This is a genomic window from Streptomyces sp. NBC_00080, assembly GCF_045041255.1.
Taxonomy (GTDB): Bacteria; Actinomycetota; Actinomycetes; order Streptomycetales; family Streptomycetaceae; genus Streptomyces; species Streptomyces coriariae.
In genome coordinates this window covers 1,948,027-1,960,643 of record NZ_CP108235.1, presented here as the reverse complement: position 1 = coordinate 1,960,643, position 12,617 = coordinate 1,948,027, and the positions used below count along the sequence as shown (strand labels likewise).

Sequence of the window (12,617 nt, the reverse complement as noted above, 5' to 3'; positions counted from 1 at the left end):
GGTGCGCGTCCCGGTCCCCGGGGCGCGCACCCACGGTCGTCAGCTCACCGTGCAGCTCTGCTCACCCAGCTTGAACGCCGCCGGTTTCGCGTTCGATCCCGACCAGCTGCCCGTGAAGCCGAAGCTGACGGACGAGCCGGCCGCCACGTTGGCGTTCCAGCTCACGTTCTTCGCCGTCACCGTCGAACCCGACTGCGTGTAGTCGGCGTTCCACAGTTGCGAGACGGTCTGGCCGTTGGCGAAAGCCCAGTCGAGGTTCCAGCCGGACCAGGCGCTCGTGCCCGTGTTGGCGAGCTTGACGTCCGCCTGGAAGCCCCCCGACCACTGGTTGGTGATGGTGTACGTCACCGCGCAGGCACCGGTCGGTGGGGGGTCGGTGGGGTCCGTCGGGTCCGTGGGATCCGTACCCCCGTCCCCGCCGCCGGTGTCGGAGGTGTCGCCGTAGACGACACCCCGGCCGTTCGTCGAGACGTAGACCCGCCCGTACACCCGCGGGTCGCCCGTGATCGCCGCTCCCGTCCAACCCCACTGGTGGACATCGTCGTTGACTCGGGTCCAGGTCACGCCCTTGTCCGTCGAGCGGAAGATGCCACGCACTCCGGCGATCTTCGCGCTGGTGTAGAGGGTCTGGTACGACGCGCCCGTCGCCGCCTTTCCGAACCCGATCGTGTCGGCCTGCTCGACACCCGACAGCTTGGTGAAGGTCGCGCCGGAGTCCGTGGAGTGCCACAGCCCGTACGCCCCGTCGCTCGCCCCGCCCGCCAGCCAGACATCGCCCTTCGTGCCCGGCAGCGCCTTGAATCGCACGCTGTCCCCACTGGGCAGACCGGTCGCCGCGGACCCGGTGAAGGTCGCGCCGCCGTCCGAACTCACGTAGAACTTGCCCGACTTGAAACCGTAGAAGGTCTTGGGGTCGACCCGGTCGGACTCGACGACCGCGTCGGCCGGGATCCCGCTCGACGCCTGCCACGAGGTGCCGAAACCGGTGGTGTACTGCACCCCGGCGCCCGCCGGGCTCCACACGAAGCGGCTGCCGTCCGCCGCCGCGGCGATCGTCCCGCCACCGCTGACCCCCGAAGGATCCGTCCCCGCGAACCAGTTGGCGCCGTTGTCCGTCGAGAACGCCACGTGCGGCCCCGAGTCCAGGTTGCCGACGCGCACCACGGTGTTCGGGTTCGTCTCGGCGTAGTCCAGGCTCGTCGTCGACGTGAAGTTCGGGGAGGTGAACATCATCGACGGCACCTTCGTCAGGTCCGTGTGGCGGAAGCCGCCGATGTCGCCCAGCGCACTGAGCAGCGGAGCGCCGGACGGCGGAGAGGCGATGTCCAGGACCGCCGTCTCCTCCAGCCCCTGCACCATCGGCTTGATGGTGAACTGGCCCCCGCTGTCCCAGTTGGCCAGGTTCTCCGTGCCGTAGAGCGTCGCCCCCGTGCCGTACATCATGCGACTGGAGTTGAACGGGTCGATCTCCAACGCCTCGGTCATCCAGCCGAGTTTGGGAGACTGCTCCGGCGGCGACGGGTTGGCGCCCCAGGTCAGCCACGGCGACGACGAGACGTCCATCGTGTACCGGTTCGCGCGGTTGGGATACGACGTGTAGTCCCACGCCTTCGTCCAGGTGCCCCCGCTGTCCGTCGAGCGGAAGATCTGGGTGTCCGGCCACCAGGAACTGTAGGCGGTGGCCATGACGGTGCCCGGCTTCTGCCGGTCGATCGTCAGCCCGCTGAAGCCGTAGTACGTGTCGGCCTCCGCCACCGGGCTGATGTCCGTCCAGGTCCCGGTCGCCGTCGCGTATCTCCACAGCCGGCCCTTGCCGCCGTCGTACGGCCCGCCCTTGTCGCTGTATGCGATGTACAGATAGCCGTTGACGGTATCCAGTACACCCTTGTGTGCCAGGTATCCCGTCGGCTGCCCGGCCAGCCGTGTCCAGGTCGCGCCCGCGTCCGTCGACCGGTACACGGCGTTGTCCTTGTCCGCCACGCCGACGTAGATCGTCTTCGTCGCGCTGCCGGACGTCCCCGTGGACTCGTCGAAGGTGACCCAGACGATGCCCTGGTTGTCGGAGGCGTACCCGCTGGTGTCGGTGGGATCCTGCTGGTAGTTGCCGACGTTGGGGAAGTTCGCCACCTGCGACCAGGTGACTCCCGAGTCCGTCGACCGCCACAGGCCCTTGCCGCTCGGCGCGCCCAGATACAGCACGCTGTTCCTGTTCGGGTCGACCGCCAGGCGCTCGCCCATGCCGCGGCCGGGCATGTTGCCGCCCAGCTTGTAGGGCAGGTCCGTCTTCTGCCAGCTCGCGCCCCGGTCGGCGGAGCGCAGCACGGCCCCGTTGCCCGGATCCCAGCTGTTGGTGTACGTGCCGACCGCCGCGTACACCTTGTTCGGGTCGACGGAGTCGGAGGCCAGGCTCACTACGCCCGTATGTCCCCAGTCCGCCCAGCCGACCGAGTCCAGCAGCGGCGTCCAGGTCTTGCCCGACTCCTGCCAGCGGTACGCGCCGCCGATGTCGGTGCGGGCGTAGGCGAGGTTCTTCTCCTTGCGGTTGAAGACGATGCCGGGCACGAATCCGCCGCCGTCGATCCGGGCGTTCTTCCAGGTGTACGACTCTGCGGCCAGCGTCGTCTGCGGGCTGCCGTCCGCGGCCAGTACGGGCGGACTGCCCGCGATCAGGCCGGCGGCGAGCGCCGACACGGCCATGAGGATGCCGGTTCTTCGCACGGTGGGGGTCCTTCCTCGCGAAGCCATGTGTGCGGGGGATGGGGGACGTGCGACTGCCGGGCGGCCCCCTGTGCGGTGGGGGGCCGCCCGGCCTGGGCCCCGCCGTCAGGTGGCGGGGCCACGTACGCGAAACCTCGAGCGACCGCGCCGCCGGGCGGTGCCACCCCGCGCTTCCTGGCCCCGAAGGGGCGACCAGGGGGCGCGGGGAGCCGCGTGACCGGCCACATCCGGCCCGCGGACGAACACCGTCCGACCCGCGGCGCGCTCAGCGGGGGACTATTCGAGAAGCTCCGCGTACGAGCCCATGGCCAGGGCGATGTCCGCCTGGGCCCAGAAGCGGTGGTACGTGAACACGGGCGCGGCTCCGCCCGCGAGATAGCTCTCGATCTTCGACCAGGCAGGGTCGTTCTTGTAGAAGGACCGCAGCGAGGCGAAGGTCGAGGAGGAGTTGATCGCGTCGCCGTTCGGCATCTTGCCGCTGAAGGTGCTCGGGACGTACACGCCGTCGTCGAAGCGGTTGTAGTCGGCGCGGGTCTCCGGCACCGCGATGCCGAGGGCGTCCTGGTTGTTGGCCCACATACCGTCCAGGAGAGCCTTCGCGGTCGTCCTCGCCTCCGTGTCACCGGACTTGGCGGCGTAGTACGTCAGGGTCTTGGCGTACGCGGCGGCCACACCGACGTCGTTGGTGTAGTCGGCGACGGTGACGTGAAGTCCCGTGTTGGCTCCGGGACTTGACGCGTTCCAGGTGTCGGGCTGACCCGACCACTGGAGCGTGGAGGGGATCAGGAAGCTGCCGTCCGGGTTGATCGTGGTCTTGGACAGCGCCCAGTCGACCCACTTGTCGAGGACCGCCTTGGCGCTCGCGTTCCCCGTCTGCTGGTAGTACTCGGCGACCCGCTCCATGGACCACGCCTGGAAGCCGAACCACTGGTTGGACGGCGGGTCGTGGTAGACGGGCTGCTGGTCGTAGTACATGCCGTAGAAGGTCGACGTGCCGGTCGGGGGAGTCGCGTAGCGGCCCGCCCAACTGTTCGTCGCCCCGCCGGCGATGGCGCCTTCGCTGGACTGCAACCAGCGGTAGAACTCCAGCTGCCGGGACAACGACTTCGCCCAGTCCGCCTGGCCCGTCGCCGACTTGGGCTTCAGGTCGGCGTAACTGCTGAGCGCGTAGGCGGCCAGCGGGTTCTGGTAGCCGCCGTGGGTGTGACTGGACCCGATGCGCCAGGCCCAGCCGGCGCTGGTGTCCGTGGCGCCGCCCCAGGCGTAGTACCAGGACATCAGGTAGTGCGAGGCGTCCTTGCCGGTGCCGGCCGCGCAGGCGGTCGGCCCGACGCAGTTGCCGATCTTCTTGAAGTACTTGTCGTACATCGAGTAGCGCAGGTAGTCGCCCATCTTCGCGGCCTTGCCGACGGTCGCGGAGACGTCACTGCCCTTGCCCTGTGCCTCGGCCCAGATGTCCGCCCAGTACGCGGCCTGCACGGCCCGCGCGTCGGCGTCCGGGGCGTTGGTGAACTTCCACTGCTTGGCGTAGGAGGCATCGCCGGTGAACAGGTCCAGATACCCGTTCGTGCCGCCGTACTTGAAGGCGTCGCAGGTCGGCTGCGGCACCGTCTCCCACACCGACTCCTGCGAGCCGCGCTGGAAGGTGTTGATGTACGACGGGCCGGTGTCGGTCGGGCCGGCCTCACACTTACCGGGCGCGTTGCCGTAGCCGTAGGTGTTGTCGACGTCCTGAAGCCAGTGCATACCGTAGACGTCGTCCGTACCGTATGCAGTCTTCAGTTCACCGGCTATGGGATCCGATCCCACGGACACACCGGTGTCCAGCTTCGCCGGATACTCGTTCGGCGTGTCCAGCTCGGGTGCGTACGTCGCCGGCTTGGAGGCGTTGTAGAACGAGTTGGTCGGCTGGTCGGCGTGGGTGGGGATCATGTACTTCTCCATGATGTCCCAGGCGCCGTTGAACTTGGTCCAGTCGCCGGTGATCTTGCCGTACATCGCCTGCAGCCAGAGAAGGTAGCTGTAGGCCTCGGAGGTGGTCTCGTGCCCCTGGTCCGGGGCCTCGACGATCAGGGTCTCGACCGAGTGGTACGGGATTCCCTCGGGGGAGAAGTAACCGTTTGCCGGGTTGGTGATCTTGCCGTAGAGGTCGAGGAACCGGGCGTCGTACGCCTTGGTGCCCGCGATCTCGGTGGCCGTGACCGAGGCCTTCGCGTGCCCGGTGGCCGTCGACTCGAAGGTCGCGGCGCCCGTGCCCGAGGCGTTGGCCGTGATGGTCACGTTCTGGGCGGCGCTCCAGTTGGACGGTGTGAAGGTCAGGCTCGCGCCGCCCGTCACCGTCAGGCCGGTGTTGCCGGTGGTGCGGGCGGTCGTGACGGTCACGTTGGCCGACGGCTGGGTCGACAGCTTCAGCGAGTAGGTGCCCGTCTTGCCCTGCTGCACGGCGAGTTGGTTGGTGGAGGCGACCACGGCCGGTCCCGAGGCGACCGTGATGCCGACCGGGGTCGACGAGGCCGAGGCGCCCAGGCTGTCGTACGCCTTGGCGACCAGGGAATGACTGCCCACGGACAACCCGGAGGCGGACAGTGTGTACGGCGAGCTCGTGTCCGTACCCAGCAGGGTCGTGTCGTCATAGAACTCGATCTTGCTGATGGTCGCGCTGTCGGCGGCCGCGGCGGTCGCCGCGAGCGGCACCGCGTCCCCCTGCGTGTAGACCGCGCCCGCGGTCGGGCTGGTCAGCACGGTGACCGGCGGCTGGTGCGCGCCGACACACGTGGTGCCGTTGACCGCGAAGCTCGCGGGAGCGGCGTTCGTCCCGCTGTAGGTGAACTGCCCGCCCGTGCTGACCGCGGCTCCGGCGGCGATCGTCCCGTTGTAGGAGGCGTTGTTCACCGTGATCTGCTGACCGGACTGCGACCAGCTGCCGTTCCATCCGTTCGTCAGCTTCTGGTTGCCCGCGTAGGAGTACGTCAGGGCCCAGCCGCTGATCGGGTCGGTGCCTCGGTTGGTGAGGGTGAGGTCTGCGGTGAAGCCGGAGCCCCAGTCATTGGTCTTGTAGTCCACGCTGCACTGAAGTGCGGCCGCCTGGGCGGGAGTTGTGCTTGTGCTCAGCATGGCGAGGGGAAGCGCGAGGGCCGCCAGAGCGGCGGTCCACAGGCGCCGCGCCCCGCGGCGTCTGCGTGAGGGATCCATGGTGCTGGTTCCTCCTTGCGGCTCGGAGAAGTGGGGGAGGAGCAACAAGCCTTGAACCAGTGGGAGCGCTCCCATAGTGGGGATGGGGGTGGGGGCGGTCAAGATGCTTGAAGAGTCGAAAAGATTCGACGAGGGACGTTGAGGGAAAGTCAGTGACGCCTCTGTTCTTTGCCGACACTTGGCGCTAGCTTCGAGACACCAGTGGGAGCGGTTCCATCAGTCGACGCGTCTGTTCTCGACGCGCCTGAGCTGCAAGGAGTCGCTCATGCGACACCCCCCGCGTTCAGTACTTTTAGCCGTGGCCGGCACGGTCGCCCTCGTTGCGGGCGCCCTGTTACCGGTCGTCACGGCGCAGGGAGCCGTGCCCGCGTGCACGGTCGAGTACTCGGTCACCGGCCAGTGGGACGCCGGCTTCCAGGGCGCAGTGAAGATCACCAACAATGCGGCAGCCCTGGCCAGTTGGAACCTCACCTTCGACTTCGCGGACGGCCAGAAGGTCACCCAGGGCTGGAGCGCCAAGTGGTCCCAGTCCGGCACCACCGTCACCGCCGCGAACGAGAGCTGGAACGGCTCCCTGGGCACCGGCGCGAGCGTCAGCGCGGGCTTCATCGCCTCCACCTCGAAGTCGAACGCCGCACCGACGGCGTTCAAGCTCAACGGCACGACCTGTAACGCCGACCCCGACCCGACCCCCACCTCTACGCCCACCCCCACCACACCTCCTACGACGGACCCGCCGGACACCGGTGACGAGCCGCCCGCACTGCGCGTCTCCGGGAACAAGCTCGTGGACGACGGCGGAAACTCCCGTCGTCTGCTCGGCGTGAACCGTTCCGGCGGCGAGTTCATGTGCGTACAGGGACGCGGCATCTGGGACGGACCGGTCGACGACGCCTCCATCAAGGCGATCGCCGACTGGAACGTCGACACCGTGCGCATCCCGCTCAACGAGGAGTGCTGGCTGGGCCTTTCGAACATCGACTCCGCGTACGGCGGCACCAACTACGTCAACGCCGTCAAGGAACTGGTGACCCGCGTCGAGGCGCACGGCATGACGCCGATCGTCGAACTGCACTGGAACTACGGTCAGTACACGGGTAATTCGGCCGGCTGCTCGGATGTGCACGCCAGCTGCCAGAAGCCGATGCCCGACATGCAGTACACCCCGTCGTTCTGGACCTCGGTGGCCAACACCTTCAAGAACGACCAGGCCGTCGTGTTCGACCTGTTCAACGAGCCCTACCCGGACCGCGCCACCTCCACGACCACCCAGGCGTGGCAGTGCTGGCGGGACGGCGGCACCTGTCCCGGCATCGGGTACGAGGTCGCCGGTATGCAGGATCTCGTCGACTCCGTACGGGCGACCGGCGCCCGGAACGTGATCCTGGCCGGCGGGCTCGCGTACTCCAACGACCTGAGCCAGTGGCTGACGTACAAGCCCACCGACCCGACCGGCAATCTCGCCGCCGCGTACCACGTCTACAACTTCAACACCTGCGCGAACGAGAGCTGCTGGAACTCCACCCTCGCCCCCGTCGCGGCCCAAGTGCCGCTCGTTGCAGGGGAGATCGGGGAGAACACCTGCTCGCACGGTTTCGTCGATCAGGTCATGAAGTGGTTCGACGACCGGGGCCTGTCGTACCTGGGCTGGACCTGGAACACCTGGGACTGCTCCACCGGTCCGTCCCTGATCTCCGGCTACGACGGGACGCCCACGGCGTACGGGGCCGGCCTGCGCGATCATCTGCGCGCACTCGACGGATAGGCGCCACCGGACCGATCAGCCGGGCCGATCAAGCCGGGCCGAATCCGTTCTGTTCGAACGCGATCGACGGCCGATCAGCACCACCGAAGAAACGGACACCACCCGCAACCGAGAAGGAACCCGCACTCATGAGCCGTAGCAGAACAGCGGTACTCGCCGCGCTGGCGCTGGTCGCCGGCGCCTCCGGGACGGCGCTCGCCGTCGTCCCCGGCGATCCGGGCATCGCCGCCATCCCGTGCAGCGTCGACTACAAAGTGCAGAACGACTGGGGCAGCGGCTTCACCGCCGCCGTCACCGTCACCAACAACTCTGCCGCGAAGTCGAGTTGGTCGGTGAAGTGGGCGTACGCCGGCACCCAGAAGGTCACCAACGGGTGGAACGCGAAGGTCACCCAGGCCGGTACGGCGGTCACCGCCAACAACGAGACCTACAACGGGACGCTGGCGACGGGCGGTTCGGTCAGCTTCGGATTCCAGGGCACCTACAGCGGCACCAACGCGATCCCGACCACGTTCACCCTCGACGGCGTGACCTGCAACGTCGACAGCGGTACCGGGACCCCGACCGACCCCGGCACACCGACGGACCCCGGCACCCCGTCCGCCAAGGTCGACAACCCCTACGTCGGCGCCAAGGTGTACGTGAACCCCGAATGGTCGGCGAAGGCCGCCGCCGAGACGGGCGGCAGCCGCATCTCCAACCAGCCGACCGGCGTCTGGCTCGACCGTATCGCCGCCATCAACGGAGTGAACGGCGGCATGGGGCTGCGCGCCCACCTCGACGCGGCCCTCGCCCAGAAGGGCAGCGGTGAGGAAGTCGTCCAGCTGGTCGTCTACGACCTTCCCGGACGTGACTGCGCCGCCCTCGCCTCCAACGGCGAACTCGGCCCGACGGAGATCGACAAGTACAAGACGCAGTTCATCGACCCGATCGCGACGATCCTCGCCGACAGCAAGTACGCCGGCCTGCGGATCGTCACCACCATCGAGATCGACTCGCTGCCCAACCTCGTCACCAACACCGGCAGCCGGCCCACCGCCACCGCGGCCTGCGACACCATGAAGGCCAACGGCAACTACGTGAAGGGCGTCGGCTACGCGCTGGACAAGCTCGGTGCGATCCCCAACGTCTACAACTACATCGACGCCGGTCACCACGGCTGGCTCGGCTGGGACGACAACTTCGCCCCCTCCGCCCAGCTCTTCTACCAGGCGGCCACCGCCGAGGGTGCGACCGTCGACGACGTACACGGCTTCATCACCAACACGGCGAACTACAGCGCCCTGAAGGAGAACAACTTCACCATCAACGACTCCGTGGCCGGCAAGTCGGTCCGTGAGTCCAAGTGGGTGGACTGGAACCGTTACGTCGACGAGCAGTCCTACGCCCAGGCGTTCCGGAACCAGTTGGTCACCGCCGGCTTCCGGTCGAACATCGGCATGCTGATCGACACCTCCCGCAACGGCTGGGGCGGCACCGCCCGGCCCACCGGACCGGGCGCCACGACCAGCGTCGACACCTACGTCGACGGCGGCCGCTACGACCGTCGTATCCACATCGGCAACTGGTGCAACCAGTCGGGCGCCGGCCTCGGGGAGCGTCCGCAGGCGGCTCCGGCCGCCGGGATCGACGCGTATGTGTGGATGAAGCCGCCGGGCGAGTCCGACGGCTCCAGCTCCGCCATCCCGAACGACGAGGGCAAGGGCTTCGACCAGATGTGCGACCCGACGTACACGGGCAACCCGCGCAACGGCAACAACCTGTCGGGTGCCCTGGCGAACGCGCCGCTGTCCGGGCACTGGTTCTCGGCCCAGTTCCAGCAGTTGATGCAGAACGCGTACCCGCCGCTGTAGGTCCGTGGCCGATACGCGAGTCGCTCCGCACGGCAGTGCGGTGAGACGACGGTGATTCGCCGGGGTCGGCGGACAGCCCTCCCGGGCCGACCGACCCCGGTGGTCGCGAACTCCACCGGTGAGCAGTTCCCGTCCGGTCGCTCCAGCTCGTCGGGAGCGGCCGGACAGGCGCGATCCGGTTTGCCGTCGGCGTCACGTCTGTTTGCCGCACCGGCAACAAAGGTGGCCCCGGACCGGTGCGTCGGCGCACGCTGACGGCACACCGGACGAGAGGCTGACACCATGGCGCACCACCCACACGAGCCCCGCGACGACCGGCGCACCCCGGGCCGAGGCCACGCCCCTGGTGCCAAGCACGGTGACGGCCAGGGCCACAGTCACAGTCACGGCCACGGCCACGACACCGACATCGACTGGGCCGAGATGGCACCGCATCTCGAAGCGCAGGCCGAACTCTTCACGCCCCTGTACGAGCGGGCCCTGTCCTGGCTCGGGAGGGAGGTGACCGAGCCGGGACTGATCGTGGACGTGGGCAGCGGCCCCGGGGTCGTCTCCTGTCTGTTCGCCGAGACGTTCTCCGGTGCGCGGGTCACGGCGGTGGACGGTTCCGCGCCGCTGCTGGAGCGGGCGCGGCAGCGAGCCGACCGGCTCGGGTACGGCGACCGCTTCGACACCTTGACCGGTGAACTTCCCGATGTGTTGGCCGAGTTGGACTACCCGGCCGATCTGCTGTGGGCCGGCCGCAGTCTGCACCACCTGGGCGACCAGCGCGCCGCTCTGGCCGCCTTCGCGGAGCGCCTCGCGCCCGGCGGCACGCTGGCGATCATGGAGGGCGGTCTACCGCCCCGGTTCCTGCCGCGGGACCTCGGTTTCGGGCGACCCGGCCTGGAGGCCCGGCTCGACGCGCTGCAGGAGGAGTGGTTCGCCCGGATGCGGGCCGACCTGCCCGGCTGCGTCGAGGAGGCCGAGGACTGGGCGGCGCTGCTCGGCGCGGCCGGTCTGAAGCACGCCCGCACCCGCAGCTTCCTGCTCGACCTGCCCGCGCCCGCCTCCGACCGGGCCCGCGCCTATGTCGCCGCGTCCCTGTCGCGGCTGCGGGACGTCTTCGGTGACGTCCTGGGCTCTGATGACCGCGCCATGCTGGACCGGCTGCTCGACCCGCAGGACGAGGCGGGCGTGCACCGCAGGGCGGATGTGTTCGTGCTCGCCGCGCATACCGTGCACACGGCGGTGAAGCCGGTCCAGTAGCCGGCCCGAGTGCCAAGTCTCTTTGATGGGGCTTGACTTGGAGAGCGCTCCAGGTGATGGACTGCGTGCCGCGCAACGTACGTCGAGCATCGGGCGGTCAACGACACGGTGCAGCCGACGTACGCGGCCAGGACGCGCAGCCGACGCAATGGGGGGCACACCATGAGCAACGTCTCGGGCACTTCGGATTCTCCGGTCGCACTGATCACCGGCGGCGGCAGCGGCATCGGTGCCGCCGTCGCACGGCAGCTGCTGGACGCCGGGTACCGGGTCACGGTCACCGGCCGCGGCGAGGAGCGGCTGCGGGCCCTCGCAGCGGAACTCGGTGAGCCGAAGGGGCTGCTGACGGTGGCCGGGAACGCCGCCGACTACGACTGTGTACAGTCGGCGGTCGACCGTACGCTCGATGCCTACGGGCGACTGGATACAGTCGTCGCGAACGCGGGCTCCGCCACCCACGACTCGGTCGCGGAGGGTGACCCGGCCGGATGGACCGACATGGTCCTGACGAACGTACTCGGACCCGCGCTCCTCATCCGCGCTTCGATCGACGCGCTGAAGGAGACGCGGGGACGGATCGTGCTGATCGGGAGTGTCGCCGGCTTCGTACCCACCCCGGGCAACATCTACGGGGCGACGAAGTGGGCGGTGACCGGCCTCGCGGAGAACACCCGCCGCCAGGTCACCGAGTGGGGGGTCGGCGTGACGCTGATCGCGCCCGGCCGCGTGGAGACCCCCTTCTGGGACAGCTACGGCAGCCTGCCGCCCGGGCATCTGCTGACCGCCGACCAGATCGCCGACTCCGTCGTGTGGGCCATCGGGCAGCCGGCTGGCGTCGACATCAACACCGTCGTCGTACGGCCGATCGGCCAGCCCAACTGAGCGGTCTGCCGACACGTCGAGGGCGCCCCCCGCCTCGGGGGGGGGCGCCCTCGACGCACGCGGGGGAACCTCAGCCGACGTCGAACGTCGCCGGGTCCGGACCGATGCGCCGGTCTTCGTTGAGGGCGCTGATCGCCGCCAGGTCCTCGGTGTCCAGGCTGAAGTCGAACACGTCGATGTTCTCCTTGATCCGCGACGGCGTCACGGACTTCGGGATCACGACGTTGCCGAGCTGGAGGTGCCAGCGCAGCACGACCTGCGCCGGGGTGCGGTTGTGCTTCTGGGCGATCGCCACGACCGCCGGGACCTCGAGGAGGCCCTTGCCCTGGCCGAGCGGGGACCACGCCTCGGTGGCGATGCCCTGCTCCGCGTGGAACTCGCGCGAGGCGTGCTGCTGGAGGTGCGGGTGCAGCTCGATCTGGTTGACGGCCGGGATGACCGACGTCTCGCCGATCAGCCGCTCCAGATGAGCCGGCAGGAAGTTGGACACGCCGATGGCACGCACCCGGCCGTCCGCGAGGAGCTTCTCGAACGCCTTGTACGTGTCCACGTAAGCGTCGCGGGAGGGCAGCGGCCAGTGGATGAGGTACAGGTCCAGGTAGTCCAGGCCGAGCTTCTCCAGCGAGGTGTCGAACGCGCGGAGCGTCGAGTCGTACCCCTGGTCGCTGTTCCAGAGCTTGGTGGTGACGAAGATGTCGTTACGGGGCACGCCGGAGGAGGTGATGGCCTTGCCGGTGCCCTCCTCGTTGCCGTAGATCGCCGCTGTGTCGATGCTGCGGTACCCGGCCTCCAGCGCGGTGGAGACCGCCTGCTCCGCCTCGTCGTCCGGCACCTGCCAGACACCGAAGCCCAGCTGGGGCATCTCCACGCCGTTGTTGAGGATGATCGGGGGGACCTTGCTGCTCACGAGCTCTTGATCCTTCGGTTGTCCGTCAGAGTGGTACTCCCATCGTCAACGA

General features: G+C 68.8%; 7 protein-coding genes. 4 read left to right on the top strand and 3 right to left on the bottom strand.

Annotated features, from left to right (window positions below):
• Nucleotides 1-39: 39 nt before the first annotated feature.
• Both OHU34_RS08695 and OHU34_RS08690 read right to left on the bottom strand, forming a co-directional pair.
• Nucleotides 40-2,718, bottom strand: a complete 2,679-nt coding sequence (locus OHU34_RS08695; RefSeq protein ID WP_230194209.1) for a cellulose binding domain-containing protein — start codon at nucleotides 2,716-2,718, stop codon at nucleotides 40-42.
• A 276-nt stretch (nucleotides 2,719-2,994) separates the two neighbouring features.
• Nucleotides 2,995-5,910, bottom strand: a complete 2,916-nt coding sequence (locus tag OHU34_RS08690; protein ID WP_142266933.1) for a glycoside hydrolase family 48 protein — start codon at nucleotides 5,908-5,910, stop codon at nucleotides 2,995-2,997.
• Nucleotides 5,911-6,175: 265 nt separating this feature from the next.
• Here OHU34_RS08690 and OHU34_RS08685 point away from each other — a divergent pair, with 265 nt between their 5' ends.
• From OHU34_RS08685 to OHU34_RS08670, 4 genes are all read left to right on the top strand, one after another.
• Entirely contained in the window at nucleotides 6,176-7,675 is a 1,500-nt protein-coding gene (locus tag OHU34_RS08685) for a cellulase family glycosylhydrolase (protein ID WP_405765694.1), read from the top strand.
• Between the two features lie 128 nt (nucleotides 7,676-7,803).
• On the top strand, nucleotides 7,804-9,528 hold the full coding sequence (locus OHU34_RS08680) for a glycoside hydrolase family 6 protein (RefSeq protein ID WP_142266934.1): 1,725 nt from the start codon (nucleotides 7,804-7,806) through the stop codon (nucleotides 9,526-9,528).
• 282 nt (nucleotides 9,529-9,810) lie between these two features.
• The gene (locus tag OHU34_RS08675; RefSeq protein ID WP_230194207.1) at nucleotides 9,811-10,776 is read left to right on the top strand and encodes a trans-aconitate 2-methyltransferase; all 966 of its coding nucleotides are present in this window, start codon (nucleotides 9,811-9,813) and stop codon (nucleotides 10,774-10,776) included.
• A gap of 162 nt (nucleotides 10,777-10,938) precedes the next feature.
• Nucleotides 10,939-11,658, top strand: a complete 720-nt coding sequence (locus OHU34_RS08670; RefSeq protein WP_142266936.1) for an SDR family oxidoreductase — start codon at nucleotides 10,939-10,941, stop codon at nucleotides 11,656-11,658.
• Nucleotides 11,659-11,728: 70 nt separating this feature from the next.
• Here OHU34_RS08670 and OHU34_RS08665 read toward each other — a convergent pair whose 3' ends face one another.
• Nucleotides 11,729-12,565: an aldo/keto reductase gene (locus OHU34_RS08665; RefSeq protein ID WP_142266937.1), complete on the bottom strand. Its 837-nt coding sequence runs from the start codon at nucleotides 12,563-12,565 to the stop codon at nucleotides 11,729-11,731.
• Nucleotides 12,566-12,617: the final 52 nt, after the last annotated feature.